Origin of the sequence: Microbacterium sp. PM5 (assembly GCF_003293595.1) — a bacterium.
Taxonomy (GTDB): domain Bacteria; phylum Actinomycetota; class Actinomycetes; order Actinomycetales; family Microbacteriaceae; genus Microbacterium.
On sequence record NZ_CP022162.1, the window covers coordinates 98,403 to 118,018 of the forward strand.

17 protein-coding genes are annotated in these 19,616 nt (G+C 70.5%); 7 read left to right on the forward strand and 10 right to left on the reverse strand.

From position 1 onward, the window contains the following. Positions 1 to 69: 69 nt before the first annotated feature. The 4 genes from CEP17_RS00475 to CEP17_RS00490 are packed head-to-tail and all read left to right on the forward strand — an operon-like array spanning position 70 to position 3,174. Positions 70 to 465: a TOBE domain-containing protein gene (locus CEP17_RS00475; RefSeq protein ID WP_112932821.1), complete on the forward strand. Its 396-nt coding sequence runs from the start codon at positions 70 to 72 to the stop codon at positions 463 to 465. Then, positions 465 to 1,274 carry a molybdate ABC transporter substrate-binding protein gene (modA, locus tag CEP17_RS00480; protein WP_112930854.1) on the forward strand — a complete coding sequence of 270 codons (810 nt, stop codon included), beginning with the start codon at positions 465 to 467 and terminating at the stop codon, positions 1,272 to 1,274. Before CEP17_RS00475 ends, modA begins: the two co-directional genes overlap by 1 nt. Continuing rightward, the gene (locus CEP17_RS00485) at positions 1,271 to 2,095 is read left to right on the forward strand and encodes an ABC transporter permease (RefSeq protein ID WP_036314986.1); all 825 of its coding nucleotides are present in this window, start codon (positions 1,271 to 1,273) and stop codon (positions 2,093 to 2,095) included. The genes modA and CEP17_RS00485 overlap by 4 nt, the downstream gene beginning before the upstream one ends. After that, positions 2,092 to 3,174 (forward strand): ABC transporter ATP-binding protein, encoded by a 1,083-nt coding sequence (locus CEP17_RS00490; RefSeq protein ID WP_239498553.1) that lies wholly within the window; start codon positions 2,092 to 2,094, stop codon positions 3,172 to 3,174. Before CEP17_RS00485 ends, CEP17_RS00490 begins: the two co-directional genes overlap by 4 nt. A 24-nt stretch (positions 3,175 to 3,198) precedes the next feature. Here the strand turns inward: CEP17_RS00490 and CEP17_RS00495 are convergent, their stop codons facing one another. Continuing rightward, complete coding sequence (locus CEP17_RS00495) at positions 3,199 to 3,714, reverse strand: tetratricopeptide repeat protein (RefSeq protein ID WP_112930856.1); 516 nt, start codon at positions 3,712 to 3,714, stop codon at positions 3,199 to 3,201. A gap of 128 nt (positions 3,715 to 3,842) precedes the next feature. On the opposite strand from CEP17_RS00495, the gene moaA reads away from it, so the two are divergent. Next, positions 3,843 to 4,901 (forward strand): GTP 3',8-cyclase MoaA, encoded by a 1,059-nt coding sequence (gene moaA / locus CEP17_RS00500; protein WP_112930857.1) that lies wholly within the window; start codon positions 3,843 to 3,845, stop codon positions 4,899 to 4,901. A gap of 2 nt (positions 4,902 to 4,903) precedes the next feature. Here moaA and cydC read toward each other — a convergent pair whose 3' ends face one another. The 5 genes from cydC to CEP17_RS00525 all read right to left on the reverse strand — a co-directional run bounded on the left by cydC (position 4,904) and on the right by CEP17_RS00525 (position 11,579). Next, on the reverse strand, positions 4,904 to 6,583 hold the full coding sequence (cydC, locus tag CEP17_RS00505; protein ID WP_112930858.1) for a thiol reductant ABC exporter subunit CydC: 1,680 nt from the start codon (positions 6,581 to 6,583) through the stop codon (positions 4,904 to 4,906). Then, positions 6,580 to 8,247, reverse strand: coding sequence for a thiol reductant ABC exporter subunit CydD (gene cydD, locus CEP17_RS00510; protein WP_112930859.1), 1,668 nt, complete (start codon positions 8,245 to 8,247; stop codon positions 6,580 to 6,582). Before cydD ends, cydC begins: the two co-directional genes overlap by 4 nt. A gap of 119 nt (positions 8,248 to 8,366) precedes the next feature. Continuing rightward, positions 8,367 to 9,401, reverse strand: coding sequence for a cytochrome d ubiquinol oxidase subunit II (gene cydB / locus CEP17_RS00515; RefSeq protein WP_112930860.1), 1,035 nt, complete (start codon positions 9,399 to 9,401; stop codon positions 8,367 to 8,369). A gap of 8 nt (positions 9,402 to 9,409) precedes the next feature. Next, on the reverse strand, positions 9,410 to 10,855 hold the full coding sequence (locus CEP17_RS00520) for a cytochrome ubiquinol oxidase subunit I (RefSeq protein ID WP_112930861.1): 1,446 nt from the start codon (positions 10,853 to 10,855) through the stop codon (positions 9,410 to 9,412). 100 nt (positions 10,856 to 10,955) lie between these two features. After that, positions 10,956 to 11,579: an ArsR family transcriptional regulator gene (locus CEP17_RS00525; RefSeq protein ID WP_036314681.1), complete on the reverse strand. Its 624-nt coding sequence runs from the start codon at positions 11,577 to 11,579 to the stop codon at positions 10,956 to 10,958. Between the two features lie 225 nt (positions 11,580 to 11,804). Between CEP17_RS00525 and CEP17_RS15300 the strand changes: the two genes are divergently transcribed. After that, the gene (locus tag CEP17_RS15300; RefSeq protein ID WP_275427302.1) at positions 11,805 to 14,630 is read left to right on the forward strand and encodes a lamin tail domain-containing protein; all 2,826 of its coding nucleotides are present in this window, start codon (positions 11,805 to 11,807) and stop codon (positions 14,628 to 14,630) included. 9 nt (positions 14,631 to 14,639) lie between these two features. Beyond that, the gene (locus CEP17_RS00535; RefSeq protein ID WP_112930862.1) at positions 14,640 to 15,944 is read left to right on the forward strand and encodes a PHB depolymerase family esterase; all 1,305 of its coding nucleotides are present in this window, start codon (positions 14,640 to 14,642) and stop codon (positions 15,942 to 15,944) included. A 265-nt stretch (positions 15,945 to 16,209) separates the two neighbouring features. On the opposite strand, the gene CEP17_RS00540 is transcribed toward CEP17_RS00535, so the two are convergent. The 4 genes from CEP17_RS00540 to CEP17_RS00555 form a co-directional block, all read right to left on the reverse strand. Continuing rightward, positions 16,210 to 17,142: a PHB depolymerase family esterase gene (locus CEP17_RS00540; RefSeq protein WP_112930863.1), complete on the reverse strand. Its 933-nt coding sequence runs from the start codon at positions 17,140 to 17,142 to the stop codon at positions 16,210 to 16,212. A 22-nt stretch (positions 17,143 to 17,164) separates the two neighbouring features. After that, entirely contained in the window at positions 17,165 to 17,809 is a 645-nt protein-coding gene (locus CEP17_RS00545; RefSeq protein ID WP_112930864.1) for a dihydrofolate reductase family protein, read from the reverse strand. A gap of 168 nt (positions 17,810 to 17,977) precedes the next feature. Next, positions 17,978 to 19,009, reverse strand: coding sequence for an LLM class flavin-dependent oxidoreductase (locus CEP17_RS00550; protein ID WP_112930865.1), 1,032 nt, complete (start codon positions 19,007 to 19,009; stop codon positions 17,978 to 17,980). A 45-nt stretch (positions 19,010 to 19,054) separates the two neighbouring features. Then, a complete protein-coding gene (locus tag CEP17_RS00555; RefSeq protein WP_112932823.1) occupies positions 19,055 to 19,546 on the reverse strand; it encodes an FBP domain-containing protein in 492 nt (163 codons plus the stop codon). Positions 19,547 to 19,616: the final 70 nt, after the last annotated feature.

Consider the following 19,616-nt stretch of genomic DNA (forward strand, 5'->3'; position numbering starts at 1 on the left):
GGGCAGAAAGCCGCAGTTGCGTCATCGCAGGCGCCCCTCTCGCCGCAGATGCGCGATATGGTCGGCGGTATGCATTCTTATCGTGTCACCGAGGCCGCACGGCTGCTGGGCGTGAGCGACGACACCGTGCGCCGGTGGATCGATCACGGCATCCTTCCGACGACGGGAGTCTCTCCGGTGGAGATCCCCGGTGACGCCCTCGCCGCACGAGCGGTCGAGCTCGCGCACGCCGCCGCGGACCCCGCGGATGTGCTCTCGAGCGCCCGCAACCGCTTCGTCGGACTGGTCACGCGCGTGCAGCAGGACGGCGTGATGGCACAGGTCGACATCCAGTCCGGCCCGCACCGCGTCGTGTCGTTGATGTCCTCGGAAGCGGTGCGCGATCTGGGACTCGAACCCGGTGCGCTCGCCGTCGCGGTCATCAAAGCCACGACCGTCATCGTCGAGACCCCGAGGGAGCGGTGATGCGCACACGATCGCGATACGTCCTCGCGGTCCTCCTCGCCGGGGTCGTGGCGCTCGCCGGCTGCAGCGCGGCGGGGGGATCGGCGGATGCCGACCGCACCACCCCCGGGGCGGCGACGGCGTCGTCGGACGCGGTCTCCGGGGAGCTGACCGTCTTCGCCGCGGCATCATTGAAAGCGGCCTTCACCCGGCTCGCCGATCAGTTCCAGACGGCGCACCCGGGGGTGACGATCCGTCCGATCAGCTATGACGGATCGTCGACGTTGGCGACCCAGCTGATCGAGGGGGCACCGGCCGACGTCTTCGCCTCTGCCGACGAGAAGAACATGCAGAAGGTCGTCGCCGCCGGACTCGCGTCCTCACCGCAGCCGTTCGCCACGAACGTGCTCACCCTCATCGTCCCGTCGGGAAACCCCGCCGGCGTGCACGGGCTCGCCGACCTCGCCACGCCGGCGCTGCGGGTCGTCCTGTGCGCGGCCGAGGTGCCGTGCGGTGCGGCATCGCAGACGCTCCTGCAGAAGGCGGGCGTGACGGCATCCGTCGACAGCTACGAGCAGAACGTGACCGCCGTCCTCACGAAAGTGGCCAGCGGAGAGGCGGATGCCGGTCTCGTGTACGTGACCGACGCCGTGACGACGCCCGCCGTGCAGACGGTGGCGACGCCGGGCGCGGATGCCGTGGTCAACACATACCCGATCGTCGCCCTGGACGACGCGGCGAATCCCGCGGCGGCACGGGCCTTCGTGGGCTTCGTGCACTCCGATGCCGCGCGCGTCACGCTCACCGACCTCGGCTTCGGTACGCCGTGACGGTCGCGACCGCCGGGCGGCGCGCGCAGCCGCGGGGATTCGTCCCGACCGTGCTGGCGGTGCCGGCGGTGCTGGGCCTCGCGGTGCTCGTGGTGCCGTTGACCGCGCTCGTCGGGCGTGTCGACGTCGCGACGTTCTGGGCCGACATCACCTCGCCGGCAGCGTTGTCGGCACTCGGGCTGTCGTTGGTGACGGGAGCGGTCGCGACCCTCGTCTGCATCGTTCTCGGCATCCCGCTGGCGCTGTGGATCGCGCGGTCGGGACCGCGGCTGGCGGGGGTGCTGCGGGCCGTGATCACCGTGCCGCTCGTGCTGCCGCCGATGGTGGGCGGGGTCGCGCTGCTGTTTCTGCTGGGACGCAACGGGTGGCTCGGGCAGGCGCTGGCGGTGATCGGCGTGCGGGTGCCGTTCACGACGGCGGCCGTGGTGATCGCCCAGACGTTCGTGGCGCTGCCGTTTCTCGTGCTGGCGCTCGAAGGGGCGCTCCGGGCGACCGGCACCGGCTACGAACGTGCCGCGGCGGCCCTCGGCGCGGGCCGGTGGCGCATCCTGTGGCGGATCACGCTGCCGCTGGCGGCGCCCGGCCTCATCGCGGGGGTGGTGCTGTGCTTCGCGCGCGCGATCGGCGAGTTCGGCGCGACGGCGCTGTTCGCCGGCAACGCACCGGGAGTGACCCAGACGATGCCGCTCGCGATCTACACGGCCTTCAACGGTGCGGGGGTCTCGCAGGGCACCGCCGTGGCGCTCTCGCTGCTGCTGCTGGTGACGGCGCTCGCGGTGCTGTTGGCCGTGCGGGCGTGGCGGCCGGGGGCGACGCGATGAGCGGGGCGATGCTCGAGGCGCACGTCGTCGTGCGCCGGGAAGGCTTCGTCCTGGATGCCGAGATCTCGGCATCCGCGGGGGAGGTCGTCGCGGTGATGGGCCCGAGCGGTGCGGGGAAATCGACGCTCGTCTCGGTGATCGCGGGGCTGTCGCCGCTGAGCGATGGCGCCGTCCGGGTCGCCGGCGAGGTCGTCTCTTCGCCGCGCGCGCAGGTGACGCCGCAGCGCCGTGGCGTCGTGCTCCTGGGGCAGGAACCGCATCTGTTCCCGCACGTGAGTGCGCGCGACAACGTCGCCTTCGGGATGAGTGCGCCGGACGGTCGGGCACGGGCGGCCGCGCGCGTGGAGCGTCGCTCGCGTGCCGAGCGGGCGCTCGCCGAGGTGGGGCTCGCCGGGGTCGGCCATCGCCGCCCGGCCGAACTGTCGGGCGGTCAGCAGCAGCGGGTCGCGCTCGCCCGTGCGCTTGCGACCCTCCCGCGTGTGCTTCTGCTGGATGAGCCCTTCACGGCGCTCGATCCTGTCACGGTGGCCGATCTGCGTCGGATGCTCGCCGAGCGGCTACGCGCCGCCGGCACCACGGCGGTGTTCGTCACGCACGACGTGGTGGATGCCGTCGCGGTCGCGGATCGCCTCGTCGTGCTCGAAGCCGGGCGCGTGACGCAGTCCGGTGCGGTGCGTGAGGTCCTGACGACGCCGGCGACGGACTTCGTCGCGGCGCTCGCCGGCGTCAACCGGGCGGCCGGGCGGGTGGAGGACGGCGTGTGGGCGGCCGACCGGCTGCGTCTGCCCGCACCCTCGAGCGTCGAGGGCGACGCCGCGGCGCTCATCCCGATCGGTGCCGTGCGGCTCGATGCCGCGGATGCCGGCGTCGCGGGCCCGGGCTCGATCGATGGCGTCGCGACATGGTCGGCGCGCGTCGAACGCATCGAGGCAACGCCCTCGGGCGCGCGCGTGCACACGGCGTCGCCGGCGATCGTCTGTGAACTCACCGTGGCACAGATGCTGGCCGCGGCGATTGCGGAGGGCGACCGGGTGGTCCTGTCGGTGGACACCGCCGACGTGCGGATCGTCGCCGCATGAATCGGCGCCGGCGGCGTGCTGGTGTCACGTCTCGGTGTCGATAGCGGTGTCGAGGTGTCGCAGGAAGTCGGCGTTTGCCCGCAGAGCCGGGCGATAGCGATCCAGTTCCGTCGCCGGCGCGTGCGCGGCGATGACGTCGAGCAACTCGGCGAAGGCGGCGTGGACCTGGCCGGCGGCATGTCGGCTGAGGGCCTGGAAGACGGCGAGGGAGATCGCGTCGGGAAACTCGCGGCGTGCGTCGGCGAACACCCGGAGGGAGTCGTCGAGCCGGTCGAGGTTGCGCAGCGTACTGGCGTACTGCAAGAGGCATCGGCGGCGGACGTCGCCGGTGAGGCCTGCTTCGAGCGCGCGTGGATACAGAGCCGCGGCCGCACTCTCGTCGCCGGCGGTGTCATATGCCCCCGCGAGCTCGTACAGAACGCGCGCGTGCTCGGGATGCCGCGCGTGGACCTCCTCGAGCGCCGCGACCGTCGGCGCCATGTCATCGCGATCTCGTGCCGCGAAGATGCGGTCCAACTCGTCGTCGAGGCTCTCACTCATCCACCGATCCTCTCAGAACGGTGGGGCGCGCCCGGCGAGCCGTGCGCGAGCGTGCGGCGATCCGTCTGCTCGGCGGGCGAAATCCGCCATTCGGCCTTCCCCCTCCATTCGCCGGGTAGCCTCGGACCATGCCCGCCGTCCCGCTCACCCTGCGTACGGGACGCGCCACGTCAGCGCTGCCGACGGCCCCCGGCGCGCCGCTCGTCGACCGTTTCGGCCGCGTGCACCGCGATGTGCGGATCTCGCTGACCGATCGCTGCTCCCTGCGCTGCACGTACTGCATGCCCGAGCAGGGCAACGAATGGCTCGCGCGCACGAGCATCCTCTCCACGGACGAGATCGTGCGCGTCGCGCGCATCGCCGCGGCATCCGGGATCTCCACGTTCCGGCTCACGGGAGGCGAGCCGCTGCTGCGCGCCGACATCGTCGAGGTCGTGCGACGGCTCGCCGCGGTCGAAGGCCCCGACGGGCCGGTCGACATTGCCCTGACGACGAACGGCATCCGTCTCGGCGACGTACTGCCCGACCTCATCGACGTCGGTCTGCGCCGCCTCAACATCTCGATCGACACCCTCGACCGCGACCGCTTCCGCGACCTCACCCGCCGCGACCGCCTCGACGAGGTCGTGGCAGGCATCGCCGCGGCGTCCGCGTCGGGACTGCGCCCCCTCAAGCTCAACGCGGTCGCGATGCGCGGCATCAACGACGACGAACTCGTCGACCTCGTCGCCTTCGCGCTCGATCACGGCGCCGAGATGCGCTTCATCGAGCAGATGCCGCTGGATGCCGGGCACACGTGGGACCGCACACGCATGGTGACCCGCGAGGAGATCCTGGCAGCGCTCTCGACCCGGTGGCACCTCGAGCCCGTCCCCGGCCGCGGCGGCGCACCCGCGGAGCGCTTCCTGCTCGACGGCGGGCCGGCCTCCGTCGGCGTGATCGCCTCGGTGACGGCGCCGTTCTGCGGCGCCTGCGACCGCCTGCGGCTCACCGCCGACGGGCAGCTGCGCAACTGCCTGTTCTCCAACGACGAGTACGACCTCATGCCGCTGCTGCGTGCGGGCGCCGACGACGTCGCGATCGACGCGCTGTTGCACGAGTGCATCGCCGGCAAGCTTCCGGGACATGCGATCGATGACCCGTCGTTCCTGCAGCCGGCGCGCGGGATGAACGCGATCGGCGGCTGAACTCAGTCTTCGATGCGCCCGCCGGTCAGCCGCACTGTGCGGTCGACGAGGCCGGCGGGAACGTCCACGTGCGAGATCAGCACGACGGCACGATCCGGACCGACCGCCCCGAGCAGGTCGGCCAGCAGCGCGTCGGACGCGTCGACGTCGACACCGGCGGTCGGCTCATCGAGCACGAGCACGGGGAAGCCGTGCAGCAGAGCCCGGGCCAGCGCGATGCGCTGGGCCTGCCCGCCCGACACGAGCGCCCCGCGTTCGCCGACCCGCGCGTCCAGGCCGCCGCGCGCGCTCAGCCAGTCACCGAGGCCCACGCGGTGCAGCACCGCCTCCAGCTCGGCATCCGTCGCCGTGTCTCGCGCGAACAGGAGGTTCTGCCGGATGTCCTCGTCGAAGAGCATGGGCTGCTGTTCGCACAGACCCACCGTCTCGCGGACGCTGTCGGGGTCGAGGTCGTGCACATCGACCCCACCGATCGTGTACCGGCCGGCGCTCGTCTCCAAGAAGCGCACGAGGACGTGCGCCGCCGTGGTCTTGCCGGCGCCGCTGGAGCCCACGACCAGGATCCGCTCGCCCGGGGCGACCCTCAGATCCACCGCCTGCAGGGCGTCCTCAGCCGCTCCCGGCCAGCGCGCCGCGACGCCCTGCAGGACGAGGCCATCGCCGAGCGCGACGGCTTCGCGTGCGTGACCATCGTCATCGTGAGCGACCTCGAGCGGGATGTCCGCCGGCGTCTCGCCCGGCAGGGCTTCGGCGATCCGGGTGGCCGCGGCGCGTACCTGTCGCCATGATGACGCCGCCGCCGGAACCGCGGTGAAGACCTCGAACACGGCCATCGGCACGAGCACGGCCACGGCGAAGGCGGGGGCGGTGATCGTTCCGTCGCCGAGTGCGGGAACGGAGGCCAGGACGGCGACGACGGAGGCCGCGCCGGCCAGTACTGACACGACGGCGGTGGAGCCCGCCTGCGCCCCGGCTCGGCGGGTCACCGCCCGCCGCAGGGCATCGTCCGCCGCGGCGATGCGCCGCGCGCTCTGATCGTCGGCGCCGTACGCGGCGAGGACGTCCAGGCTTGCGAGGTGATCGAGCACGGCGTCGGCGAGACGGGCGCGCAAAGGCGCGATGGAACGCTCCGCGCGGGAGCCGGCGACCCATCCCCAGCCGACCGCCACGATGGCCGCCACGACGAGGCAGGCGAGGAGCGTGAGCGCCGCGGGCCACCAGACGATGCCGACGAGCACGACGGCGCCGAGGGCCACCGCCGTCGACGATACGAGAGGCAGCACGACGCGCAGCGGCAGGTTCTGCAGCTCGTCCACATCGTCGACGAGCGCTCCGAGCACCGAGCCGCGCCGGGTGCGGGTCAGCCCGTCCGGGGCGAGCGGAATGAGCCGGCGCACCAGATCGGTGCGGGTCACCGCGAGCTGGCGCAGGGCCGCATCGTGGCTCGCGAGTCGCTCCGTGTAGCGGAAGGCGGCCCGACTGAGTGCGAAGGCGCGCACGCCCACGACGGCTGCCGACAGGTACATCACCGGAGGCTGCTCACTGGCACGGACGATCAGCCACGCGCTGCAGGCGAGCAGCGCGACCGCCGAGGCCTCCGAGAGGAAGCCCGCTGCGGCGCCCGGCCAGAATCGTCGCAACGAAGGCATCGCCCGGCGCAGTACGTCCGTCGTGGTGGTCATGCGCCGACCTCCGCCCGCGTCGCCGACAGCGTCACGACGCGGTCGGCGATCTCGCGCGCGCTGCGTCGGTGCGAGATCAGAAGCACCGTGGCGCCGTCGTCGGCGAGCCCGCGGATGCCGTGCCACAGGGCCGCCTCGGTCGCGGCATCCAGCGCCGAACTCGGCTCGTCGAGGGCGATGACCGGCGCACGGCCGCGGAGGTGGCGGAACACGGCGCGCGCCACCGCCAGCCGCTGGGCCTGCCCGCCCGACACGCCGGCGCCCTGGACGCCGAGGTCCTGATCCGGATCGAGGGCGTCGGCCTGTGCGACGGCGAGGGCACGCCGCACCAGATCGCGGCGTGACGCGGCATCCGTCTCGTCGTCGCCGAGCGCGACGTTCTCGGCGATCGTGCCGCCGATCAGGCCCGGGTGCTGGCCCGCCCAGGCGAGCCACGTCGCGGGGGAGAGGGTGTCGACGGGCGTGTCGTTCAGTCGTGCGTCGCCGTCGAAGGCCACCGCGCCGCGCAACGCGGCGAACACGCTGGACTTGCCGGCGCCGCTCGGGCCCTCGATCAGTGTCACGGTGCCGGGCTCGGCCACGAGATCGACGGCGGGCAGGAGCAGATCGCCCCGCCGGACGCGCAGGCCGCGTAGCACGAGGCGCGCCGGACCGGATGCCGCGACTCCGCGCCGTGCGTGCGCCGATCCGGCGGCGCGCGCCTCATCGAGCACCGCGAAGACGTCCTCGGTCGCCGCGACGCCCTCTGCCGCGGCATGGAACTGCACGCCCACCTGGCGAAGCGGAAGGTAGGCCTCAGGCGCCAGCAGCAGCACGAACAGGCCGACGGCCAGCGCCAGCGACCCGTCTACCAGCCGGAAGCCGATCGACACGGCCACGATCGCCACCGAGATCGACGCCAGCAGTTCGAGCGCGAATCCCGACAGGAACGACACGCGCAGCACCCGCATCGTCTCGACCCGGTATGTCTCGGTGACCTTCTCGATGGACCGGACGGCGCGGTGCTGACGCCCGAAGACCTTGAGTGTCGACAGGCCCTGGACCGTATCGGCGAAGCGGGCGGCCAGACGCCCCAGAGTGCGCCACTGCTTCTGCTGCACCGTTCGCGTCGCGAGGCCGATCAGCACCATGAACAACGGGATCAGGGGGAGGGTGAGCAGCACCGTGAGACCGGAGATCCAGTCCTGCCACCACATGACGGCGACCAGTACCGGGGTCGCGATGACGGTGAGCACGAGCTGTGGCAGATAGCGTCCGAAGTACGCGTCCAGCGCCTCCAGCCCGCGTCCGGCGGTCACGGCGAGCTGGGCGGAGTTGCGTCCGGCGAGCCATCCCGGACCCAGGATGCCGACGGCATCCACGAGCTGCGCGCGCAGCTGCGCCTGCACGCGCGCGGCGGCGCGCGCCGAGAGGGCTTCGCGCGCCCAGAGCAGCAGCGCACGGACGACGATGACGGCGGCCAGCGCGGTCAGCAGTGCGATCAGCTCGGCCCACGGCATCCCGTCGATCGCGCGCGTGATCGCGCGCGTCAGCAGCCACGCGAACGCGACGACGACCGCGGTCTGGAGTGCGCCGATCACCGCGATCGCGGCGAAGAACGCCCGCGATGCCGACGCGTAGCGCACCAGTCGCGGGTCGACGGGCCGCACGCGTGTGTCTGCCATCCTTCGATCCTGCCTCATCCTTCATCCCCCGCAAGCCGCCATCACACGGCCGAGCCGCCACGTTCCGGCCGGCCGAAGCATGTCGGCTCGAATAGAACGTGGCGGCTCGGCGGTGAGTGTCAGTGGGCTGCGGTCAGCTCCGCCTTCTCGATCGTCGTGCGGGTGATCCGCTTGCGGAAGATCCAGTACGTCCACGCCTGGTAGGCGAGCACGAGCGGCAGGAAGATGAGCGCGGCCCACGACATGATCTGCAGCGTCATCGGCGTGCTGGACGCATTCGAGATGGTCAGGCTGAAGGCGTCATCGGTCGTCGACGGCATGACGTAGGGGAACAGTGCGAGCCACAGCGTCAGCACGGCGAACACGATCGTGACCGCTCCGGCCGCGAAGGCCTTGCCGTCCCGGTCGGCCATGTTGAACCACACCGACAGGAGCAGCGCGACGGCCGCGATCACACCGCAGGCGATGACCGCCCATAGCAGCGGGGCGCCGCGACCGGCGGCGAGGAAGATCGTCCAGACCACGGTTCCGGCCGCGAAGATCACGGTCGGGATCGCGAGCTTCTTGCCGAGTGCTTGCGCGTCGTGGTGCACCTGACCGTCGGTCTTCAGGCCCACGAAGTAGACGCCGTGCAGGAAGAACAGCAGCAGCGTCGTCACGCCGACCCAGAGCCCGTAGGGGTTCAGCAGCGTGAACAGTGAGCCGGTGAAGTTCTTGTCGGCGTCGATCGGCACGCCCTGCACGATGTTCGCGACCGCGACGCCCCACAGCAGCGCGGGCACCGCGGAGCCGATCGTGATCATCCAGTCGAAACGGCGCTTCCATCGCAGGTCGTCGCGCTGGTGGCGGTACTCGAACGAGACGCCGCGCGCGATCAGCGCGAGCAGGATGAGCAGCAGGGGGAGATAGAAGCCGCTGAACAGCGTGGCGTACCACTCCGGGAAGGCCGCGAACAGGCAGGCGCCCGCGACGATGACCCAGGTCTCGTTGAGGTCCCAGATCGGTCCGATCGTGTTGATCACCTGGCGTCGCGACACCTCGTCCTTGCCGAGGAAGGGCAGCGACATGCCGACACCGAAGTCGAAGCCGTCGAGCACGAAGTAGCCGACGAACAGCACTCCGACGATGAAGAACCAGAGGTAGGCGAGGTCCATGTCAGCTCCTAGTACACCGTGGACGGGGTCTGATCGACCGGGACATCGGACGGGTCGGGGTCATCGGGTCCGGGCAGGGGCTGCGGACCCTCCTTGACCGTCTTGACGATGAGGCCGAACTCGACGACCGCGAGGATCGCGTAGATCGCGGTGAAGGCGATCAGCGAGATCAGGACGGTCCAGCCGGGCACGTTCGGCGAGACGCCGTCCTGCGTGAGCATGAGACCGAACACGATCCAGGGCTGACGTCCCATCTCGGTGAAGATCCAGCCGACGAGGATGCCGAGCAGGGCCAGCGGCGCCTGCCAGACGGCGAGCCGCCACATCCAGCCGGCGACCGGGCGCTTCGCGTTCTTGCGGGTGACCCAGAGGCCCGCCACCGCGATCGCGGTGGACAGCAGGCCGAAGCCCATCATCCAGCGGAAGGCCCAGTAGGTGACCCACAGGACGGGCGCGAAGTTGCCGCCGACCTGATCGGCGAACTGCGGGAACATCTGCGTCGTGTACAGCTGGTTGAGGTCGTTGATGCCCTCGACGCAGCCGTTGAAGTCGTGGGTCGACAGGAACGCGAGCACGTACGGCACGCGCAGCGACCACACTTCACCGGTGCCGTCGGGGGTGCCGATCGAGAAGATCGAGAAGGAAGCATTGGCCCCGCACGCCGAGTTGAACATCGCCTCGGCGGCGGCCATCTTCATCGGCTGCGTCTGGACCATCACGAGTCCCAGCTGGTCGCCGGACAGGAACACCGCGACGAAACCGATGATCATCGCCCAGAGGCCGAACTTCAGCGCCGGGCGCAGCATCTCGATGTTCTGCTTGCGGGCGAGGTGCCAGGCGGATGCCGCGATCACGACACCGGCGGAGAACATGATCGCCGCGGAGATGGTGTGCGGGAACTGCGTCAGTGCGACCGGGTTGGTCAGCACCTGCCAGAAGTCGGCCATTTCGGCGCGGTGACCCGCGGCCGACATCTGGTAGCCCTTCGGGTTCTGCATGAAGGCGTTGGCCGCGAGGATGAAGTACGCCGACAGCCAGGTGCCGACGACCGTCATCCAGATGGTGAGCAGGTGGATGCGCCGGGGGAGCTTGTTCCACCCGAAGATCCACAGACCGATGAACGTGGCCTCGAAGAAGAAGGCCATGAGGCCCTCGAAGGCGAGAGGGGCTCCGAAGACGTCGCCGACGAAGCGGGAGTAGCTCGACCAGTTCATGCCGAACTGGAACTCCTGCACGATGCCGGTGACGATGCCCATCGCGAAGTTGATCAGGAAGATCTTCCCGAAGAAGCGCGTCAGGTGCAGCCACTTCACGTCACCGGTGCGGTGCCACACCGTCTGGAAGATGGCGACGAACAGCGACATGCCGAGCGTGAGCGGCACGAAGATGAAGTGGTACAGGGTCGTGAGGCCGAACTGCCAGCGTGCCAGCAGTAGCGGGTCCAGGAAGTCCATCGTCATCCTTCCGAGGGCGGGAGTCTTCTTCGAGACTGAAGCTACACAGGGATTTCCCAGCCGCAGGCGCCCTGGGCCGTGAAAAAGAAAGGCGTTCTGATCAGGCCGTGGCGCCGGCGAACATCAGCTGGACGACGCACTCGCGCGGGTCGCACGAGGGGCGCATGTCGTCAACGGCGAGCGGCCCACCGGCGGCGCTGAGCACGCTCTGCATGAGCCCCAGGTGCACGCGGCAGAGCACTTCGCGATGCTCGGCCTGCGAAGACGCGTGTGCGCAGGGGGTGAGGTCGACCGTGAGCTCGCGCTCATCGACGAGGGGATCGAAGCCGGCGTCGATCAGGTCTTCCACGAGGGCGTCGACCTGGTGGAGGGCTTCGGTGTCCAGCTCGGGGGTGGCCCCCGGCAGCACGCGACGCATCAGATCGCCCCGCTCTGCGGCGGCGCGCACCTTGCGGCGCTGGATGGGGCTGGAGGCGAGGATGCCGTCGGCCGCACTGTAGAGGACTCGGGGGCGGCCGCGAGTGGTGCGGTGCTCCGCCGCCGACACGACGTAGCCCTCGTCGATCAGGCGCTGCAGATGCTCGCGCACGGTGTTCGGGTGCAGGCCCGTCGCCTCGACGATCTCGGTGATCGTGCGACGCGGCTGCTCCTGGACGAGGTGCAGGATCTCGACACGTGAATAGCTGGAAATGGCGCTGTACCCAACCGGGCGACCTGTGGTCATACCTCACATTATTCACGGTGTCGCTCGTGTGCGCCACCCCCGATCTGCAGGGGGTTTCTTCCGGCGGGGCGGAAGGCGGTCCGATGGGTGGAAACGCGGACGTCGGCATCCGTTCACCTGCCGTCGATGCGGCGTTCTCCCGCACCCGCAAGCGTCGGCAGAGTCGCCGTCGCGGCGGCCCCGCCGACCCTCTCATCGAGCGTTCGTCTCGAGTCTGGAGCCGACTTGTCCTCCTCGTCTTCGCGTCTGCGCCTGATCGCGCTGCTGACCGCCGGACTCGCCTGTCTGTCAGTGGGCATCGCCGTCGCCCTCCCCGCTGCCGCCGTGCCGACGCCCGCGGGGGTCGTGATCAACGAGATCGAGTCCGACGACGGCAAGAACCCCGACTGGATCGAACTGGTCAACACCTCGAGCGCCCCGGTGGACATCTCCGGCTGGATCCTCAAGGACGACGACGACAGTCGCACCGATGCGGTTCCGGCGGGAACCACGCTCGCGCCCGGCGCCTTCTACGTGTTCACCGCCCTGGCGATGTCGTTCGGACTCGGCAAAGCAGATGCGGCACGTCTGTTCCGTCCCGATGGCACAACACTCGTCGACTCGTACACGTGGACGGCTCACGCGACGGTGACCTACGGCCGGTGCCCGGACGGCGTCGGTGGGTTCTCGCAGACCACGACGGCGACGCGGGGCGCGTCCAATGCCTGCGGCGCGGCGACCCCGACTCCCACCCCGACCCCCTCGCCGACGAGCGCGGTGCCGCCGTCCGGCGCCGTGGTCGTGAACGAGGTCGAGTCCAACGGCGGTGACCCCGACGACTGGTTCGAGCTCTTCAACACGACGAACGCCGCGATCGATCTCACCGGCTTCGAGGTGCGCGATGACGGCGACGCCTCGGACCACCGCTATGACCTGCCGTCGGGCTCGATCCTGCCCGCGCGGGGCTTCCTGGTCGTGCAGAAGAGCGTCGGCTCCGCCCCCGGGTTCCCGTTCGGGCTCGGCAGTGCCGACAAGGTGCGCCTGTTCGCGCCGGATCGCACGACGCTCGTCGCCGAGGCGGCATGGGCGGCTCACGCTGCGACGACGCTCGGTCGCTGCCCCGACGGCACCGGCGAGCTGCGGGAGACGGCCGCGGCGACCAAGGGGGCGGCCAACGCGTGCGGTGTGCCCGTGGCGATCAACGAGGTCGAGTCCAACGGCGGCAGCCCCGATGACTGGATCGAGCTCGTCAACCGCTCCAACGCCGAGATCTCGGTCGCGGGCCTGGTCGTCACCGACTCCGAGATCACGAAGAACCGCTACACGATCCCGTCGGGCACGACGATTGCGGCCAAGGGCCACCTCGTCCTCGAGAAGGCGGCGTTCGGTTTCGGTCTGGGCGGGGCCGACGCGGTCCACCTCTTCGACAGCGACGGTGTCACCGAACTCGATGCGACATCGTGGACCGCACACGCCGCCACCACCTGGGGGCGCTGCCCCGACGCCACGGGCTCGTTCGGTGAGACCGTGGAATCCACCCCGGGCTCTGTGAACGCCTGCACCGCAGATGCACCCACCGCCGAGGTGTGGCCGGGCGGTGCGAGCGTGCGGGTGCTCGATGCCAAGAACGAGTACCCCGACGCGAACCTCAGCGGGCTCGATGTCGCGGACGGCGCACTGTGGGCGGTGGAGAACGGCCGCGGCCGGCTTCACCGCATCGTCCCGCAGGGCGATGGGTGGGTGCAGGCCGCGGGCTGGGCCGACGGCAAGGCGCTGCACTACCCGAACGGGTCGGGACGGGTGGATGCCGAGGCGGTCACCGCGGTCGGCGACGCCGTGTACGTGGGCAGCGAACGCGACAACGACAACAACAAGGTCAGCCGCCCCGCGGTGCTGCGCTATCAGCCCTCGACGTCGGCGAGCGAGCTCGTCGCGACGGCCGAGTGGAACCTCGCCGCCGATCTGCCGGGACTCGGAGCCAACGCGGGCATCGAGGGTCTGACCTGGATTTCGGACGCATGGCTGACCGCTCGCGGGTTCGTCGATGCGACGACGGGCGCCGCGTACGTCCCGACGCGCTACCCCGGCCACGGTGACGGTCTGTTCTTCGTCGGCGTCGAGGGGACGGCGGCGGTCTATGCCTATGCCCTGGCCGCCGACGGCGGATTCTCACGCATCGCCACGATCCCCTCGCCGTTCCCGATCGTCGCGGAGGTGCAGTTCTCCGACGATCGCCTCTGGATCGTCTGCGACGACGCGTGCGACGGCCGCATCGCGACCTTCGAGATCACCCCGCCGTCTGCCGGCACGGCGGGCGGCACATTCCGCCAGACGCATCTGTACGCACGCCCGGCGCAGACCGCGAACGTCGCGAACGAAGGGTTCGCCATCGGTGATACTTGCGTCGACGGCGTCGCGGAGACCTTCTACGCCGACGATGCGCGTACCGACGGCTTCTCGCTGCGCAGCGGCACGATCGCCTGCACCGCCGGCTCTTCCACGCCCACACCGCAGCCGACCCCGCAGCCGACCCCGACCGTCACACCGACATCCGCGCCCACGCCGCTGCCGTCGCCGACCCTCGCCCCGACCGCCGGCGCGACGACGCCCGTCCCTCCCGCCGCATCCGCGCTGACCGGTGCGAACCGGGGCGGGCTGAGTGGTCCGGCGTCCGCGCTGCCCGGCCAGACGGTCACGATCACCGTTCCGGCGGCGCTGCCCGGCCAGACGGTGGACATCTGGATGTTCTCGACCCCCGTCCACCTCGGTGCGGCGACCGTCACGGCGGCGCACACGGTGTCGGCGGCCCTGCCGCTGACGGCGTCGGCGGGTGTCCACCGCCTGGTCGTGACCGATGCCGCCGGAGCAGTACTCGGCTGGACGGAGATCACGGTGAGCGCATCCGCGCTGGCGAGCACGGGCTCCGACGCGCAGTCGCTTCCGACGCTCGTCACGTTCGCGCTGATCGCGCTGCTCGCGGGTCTCGGCGCGCTGCACAGGCGCAGCCGCCGGCGACGAGTCGGGGAGATCTCTCCCGCGGCGCTCAGCGATGGCCAAGGTGTGTCGCCCTAGAGTCGGTGCATGCAGATCTGGCAGTTGCCGATCATCGATGGCGCTGTCCCGATCATCGTCTACACGATCGCGGGAGCGTTCCTCCTGGTCGTGCTCGTGCGCCGCTGGAACAGGCGCAGCATCCTGTGGGCCGCGGGCGGCGCGATCGTCGGGGCCGGGCTCGGCGTGGCGCTCGTGCACATCGTCGACCGGATGCAGCTGTTCGGGACGGCGCCTCTGCCGGTCTTCGTCGTGCAGTGGGCCGCCGGCGCCCTGGCCGCCTCGGGAGGGGCCCTCGCCGCGATGGTCGGCGCGCGGTGGTGGCGGCGGATCGTTTCCGCCCTCGCCGTGGTGGCGTTCCTGCTCGCCGCGACGATCGGCATCAACGCCGGCTTCGGCCTGAACCCCACCTTGGCGACGCTGTTCGGCGTATCAGGCTACGACCGGCTCGATCTGCCCGATGTCGGGCCGACCTCCGGGGTTCCGACCGTTCCGCTGGCTCAATCCTTCGTGCCGCCTGCCGGGATGCCGGCCAAGGGGTCGCGCGGCACCCAGATCATCCCTGCGACGGCATCCGGGTTCGCGGCGCGCCCCGCGGGTCTCTATCTTCCCCCGGCGGCGCTCGTCGCCAACGCCCCGGCCCTCCCGTTGGTCATCATGATGATGGGCCATCCCGGAAACCCCGACCCGACCGCGATCAGTGACGTGCTCGACGAGTTCGCTGCGCGCAATCACGGCCTGGCGCCGATCGTGATCGTCGCCGACCAGGTCGGATCCGCCAACGCCGACACTGCGTGCGCTGATTCCGCGGCGCTCGGTCGGGCGCGCACCTATGTGACGCAGGACGTCGTCGCATGGGCCAAGACGCACCTGCACATCATCGACGACCCCGCCTTCTGGACCATCGCCGGATATTCCAACGGAGGAGGGTGTGCGATCTCGTTCGGGGCCGACTATCCGACGATGTGGAAGAACATCCTCGACATCTCGGGGGAGCCCTTTCCGGGATCAGAGCAGGTCGCCAACATCACCAAGACCGTGTACGGCGGCAGCGGCGCGGCGTTCGAGGCTTCCAAGCCCGTCAACATCCTGGCGGCTGCTCCGGCCGGGACGTATGCCGGGATGACCGCGGTGTTCACGGCGGGATCGGCCGACCCTGCCTACATGGCGCACGCCGACACCGTGGCGGAGGCCGCGCGAAAGGCGGGGATGACCGTCACCCGGTACGACATCCCGGGGGTCGGGCACACGGGAGACGCGTTGAAGCTCGGCCTGGTCGAGGGATTCACCGTGCTCTATCCCGTCCTCGGCCTCTCGGTCGGCACCAAGCTTTAGCGAGCTGTTGACTTCTTGTCAAGACTGACTTCCTCAAGATTTGCGCAAGATCCATGCGTTCCGAGTGGTCGGCACGCCCGTCCGAAGCGTTCCATTCACTCGAATGTGGAGGTCAGCGCAAGATTGGCTGTATTCGCTGGGCGTGCGCGGCTCGGGGACGTAGCGTCGTGAGTACGCGATCCGGCGCCCGAAGCCGGACAGCGACACGATGAAGGCGATCGTCGGTCTGGGGGGATGCGACGGTCGCCTTCATCGTCCTGCCCGCTCAGCCGGATGCCGCTCGCCGGTGCGCGTCGAAGAACGACCACAGCTGCGCGGTGGCGTCCCATCCGCGGTACACCTGCTCGCCCTGCGGCGTGGATCCGCCGTCGGGCGAGGGCCATTCGTGGCCGTACCCGGCGATGCTGACCAGCTGCACCGCGCGGGAATCGGGGCAGGCCGCCGTCTCGGTGCGCAGCGGCGGTGCCGAGGTGGTGACGTCCTCGTCGCACGACGCCGCGCGCGCCCAGAGCGTGTGCACATCCTGCTGTGCGGTGGCGTCGATCCGGGCGGTGCCGACGGTGGACGCACCGCCCTCGTAGAGCACACGGGTGTCGTCCACGCCGTGAACGGCGATCACCGAGATCGGGGCGGGAGCCGCGCATTCCAGCCCGACCGGCATCGTTCCCGACACGGGGCCGATCGCGGCGAACAGCGTCGTCTGGCACGCGAGTCGGTAGGCCATCATTGCGCCGTTGGACATGCCGGCGCCGAAGACGGCCCCGGTATCGATCGAAACCCGCTTCTGCACGTCGGTGACGGCCGCAGCGATGAACGCCACGTCGTCGGTGCCGTCGCGGGCGGGCCGCCCGCAGCATCCCCCACCTGCGTTCCAGGCCCGCCCATCGCCGTCCGGGTAGAGGATGACGACGCCGTGCTCGTCGGCGATCCGGTCCCACCCGTACGACGCCTCGGCCTGCTGCGCCGACCCGTAGCCACCGTGCAGCATCACGACGAGTGCCGCCGGCGCGGAGAGGTGAGCGGGCACGTACAGCCGATACGACCGGTCGTGGCCGCCGACGGTGAGGCGATGCTCCGAGCTTCCGGGGGCGCTGACGCCGGCCGTGGAGAGCGCAGGCGGGTCGAACCGAGAGCCGGCGCACGCGGTGAGGCTCGCCATGATCGCGAGCAGTGCGATGACGGCGATCGCCCGGCGCATCCGCGGCTGTCTTCCCGATGCCTCAGCGGCGGAACGTGAGGTGGGTCACGCCGCTTTCGGCTGCCTCGGCGCGCACCTCGTACCCGTTCTCCAGGCCGCGCAGGTCGTCCCAGAGGCGGATGCCGCGCCCCAGGATGATGGGCACGACAGCGACGTGCAGCTCGTCGACCAGGCCGGCATCGAGGAAGGAGCGCGCCGTCCTGGCGCCCCCGCCGATACGGATGTCACCCCCGGCGGCGACGGCGCGCGCCTGGGCGAGGGTATCCTCGGCTGACGCATCGATGAAGCGGAAGCTCGTGCCGTTGGCCATCTCGATGGACGGCCGCGGCGTGTGGGTGAGCACGAACACGGGCACGCGGAACGGCGGCTCGTCCCCCCACCATCCCCGCCAGTCGGGGTCGTCGCCGTGGTCGTGCAGGCCGAACATGCCCGCGCCCATGATCTCGGCGCCGAGGTCGGCGAAGTAGCGCTGCGCATACTCGTCGTCGACGCCGGTGGTCCCTGCGCCCGTGTCGTCGTGCAGCACGCGCTCCCGGAACGTTCGCGTCGCGGTGTAGTCGCGGGTCAGGCGCCCCCAATCGTCACCGAAAGGGTTCTCCGGGGTCTGATCGGTCGTCGTCGCGAATCCGTCGAGGGAGATGTTCAGGTCCAGGCGCACACGGCTCATGACGACCAGCGTCGGTCATCGTCAGCCTGCGCGCAAGGTCGCCCCGGCGCTCGCCCCGCGCGCATCGGATTCGGATCTGCGCACCGGATGCGGATGCCGCGGCATCCACGGTCCGCATCCGGTGCGCATCTCCGAATCTGCGCGTGCGAAACCCCCGCGAGCGACGGGTCAGGCCGACGCGAGGGTGGACTGCCAGCCGAGGGCGGGCGCGACGTGCGTCGCGAACGACTCGATGATGCGGAGGTTGAACTCCACGCCCAACTGGCTGGGGATGGTGAGCATCAGGGTGTCGGCGGACATGACCGCGGCATCCTGGAGCAGCTGCTCGACGAGCACGTCGGGCGCGGCGGCATACGTCTTGCCGAACGTCGAGCGGAAGCCGTCGATGTAGCCGATGCCGTCGCCCTCCTGGCTGTGGCCGAAGTACAGCTCGTCCTCGGCGGTCGTGATCGGGAACACCGAGCGGCTCACCGAGACCCGCGGCGTGCCGGCGTGGCCCGCCTCGGCCCACGCGGCGCGGAAGCGGTCGATCTGCTCGGCCTGCAGAATATCGAACGGGCGTCCGTCGGCCTCGGTGACGAGGGTCGAGGACATCAGGTTCAGTCCCGTGCGTCCCGCCCACTCGGCCGTGTCGCGCGAGCCCGCGCCCCACCAGACGCGCGAGCGCAGACCCGGCGCGTGCGGCTCGATGCGCTGCAGTCCGTGACCGCCGCCGAAAGGCGAGTTGGCGTCGCGCTCGGCCAGGCCCTCGCCGTCGATCGCGCGCAGGAACAGGTCCATGTGCTCGCGGGCGAGGTCGGCGCCGCGCGGGTCGGATGCCGTGTAGCCGAACTTCTCGTAGCCGCGCACGACCGTCTCGGGTGACCCACGGCTGACGCCGAGAGCCAGCCGACCGTCGGAGATGAGGTCGACTGCGGCCGCCTCCTCGGCGAGGTACAGCGGGTTCTCGTAGCGCATGTCGATGACGCCGGTGCCGACCTCGATCCGCTTCGTCTTCGCGGCCATCGCCGCCAGTAGCGGCATCGGAGCTGCTTGCTGGCGGGCGAAGTGGTGCACCCGCACCGCGACACCGTTGACACCGAGATCGTCCATGCCCTGCGCGAGATCGATCGCCTGGTGCAGCATGTCGCCGGCGGTCAGCTCGCGACCGCCGCCGAGCGGGCCGTAGTGGCCGAACGAGAGAGTTCCGAAACGTTGCATGATGATGACAACGCTACGCTTCCGATATCCATTCCGCTGAATGGGTCAACGGCCGTCGCGGACGCTGCGCACGAAGGCCTCGACGTTCTCGCGCAGCGCGGCGATGCGCGTCGCGCGCGCGGCCTCGACGTCGAACCCGATGTATGCCGACGCCGGGCGGCGTCGCACGTTCTCATTGCATTGGAAGCGGTCGCAGGCGAGCGTGCCGACTGTGTCGCCGCGCCGTCCGGCATCGCCGACGCGCTTGGCCGTGAACAGCAGCACGTCGTTGGGCAGATGGATGTCGTTGCACCACGAGCACTGCGCGCGACTCTTCGGTCGAGCGTCGGCCTGTCGCAGCAACAGCCCGGTCGGTTCCCCGTCGAGTTCGACGACGACGTAGCCCACCAGCGCGAGCTTGCGGTCGCGTGCGCCGTAGAACTGCAGCGCGTCCCAGGGTGTGTCGGAGACGCCGTTCGGGAGGGTGAGGCTGCGGCGCTCGGACTGGGTGACGTTGATGAGCGATGCGCGGATCTGCGCTTCGGTGAGTGCGTGCATGAGCATGCCTTTCGTGAGGTCGTAAGAGCGGATGCCCTGGCGGCATCCGTGAAGCGAGGTCGACGTTCGG

Coding starts and splice junctions, on each gene's coding strand:
- CEP17_RS00495 (WP_112930856.1), bottom strand. CDS start 3,714: ATGAGTGAGAGCCTCGACGACGAGTTGGACCGCATCTTCGCGGCACGA.
- CEP17_RS00490 (WP_239498553.1), top strand. CDS start 2,092: ATGAGCGGGGCGATGCTCGAGGCGCACGTCGTCGTGCGCCGGGAAGGC.
- CEP17_RS00555 (WP_112932823.1), bottom strand. CDS start 19,546: ATGCACGCACTCACCGAAGCGCAGATCCGCGCATCGCTCATCAACGTC.
- CEP17_RS00475 (WP_112932821.1), top strand. CDS start 70: ATGCATTCTTATCGTGTCACCGAGGCCGCACGGCTGCTGGGCGTGAGC.
- moaA (WP_112930857.1), top strand. CDS start 3,843: ATGCCCGCCGTCCCGCTCACCCTGCGTACGGGACGCGCCACGTCAGCG.
- cydC (WP_112930858.1), bottom strand. CDS start 6,583: ATGACCACCACGACGGACGTACTGCGCCGGGCGATGCCTTCGTTGCGA.
- modA (WP_112930854.1), top strand. CDS start 465: ATGCGCACACGATCGCGATACGTCCTCGCGGTCCTCCTCGCCGGGGTC.
- cydB (WP_112930860.1), bottom strand. CDS start 9,401: ATGGACCTCGCCTACCTCTGGTTCTTCATCGTCGGAGTGCTGTTCGTC.
- CEP17_RS00550 (WP_112930865.1), bottom strand. CDS start 19,009: ATGCAACGTTTCGGAACTCTCTCGTTCGGCCACTACGGCCCGCTCGGC.
- CEP17_RS00535 (WP_112930862.1), top strand. CDS start 14,640: ATGCAGATCTGGCAGTTGCCGATCATCGATGGCGCTGTCCCGATCATC.
- CEP17_RS00520 (WP_112930861.1), bottom strand. CDS start 10,855: ATGGACTTCCTGGACCCGCTACTGCTGGCACGCTGGCAGTTCGGCCTC.
- CEP17_RS00540 (WP_112930863.1), bottom strand. CDS start 17,142: ATGCGCCGGGCGATCGCCGTCATCGCACTGCTCGCGATCATGGCGAGC.
- CEP17_RS00525 (WP_036314681.1), bottom strand. CDS start 11,579: ATGACCACAGGTCGCCCGGTTGGGTACAGCGCCATTTCCAGCTATTCA.
- CEP17_RS00545 (WP_112930864.1), bottom strand. CDS start 17,809: ATGAGCCGTGTGCGCCTGGACCTGAACATCTCCCTCGACGGATTCGCG.
- cydD (WP_112930859.1), bottom strand. CDS start 8,247: ATGGCAGACACACGCGTGCGGCCCGTCGACCCGCGACTGGTGCGCTAC.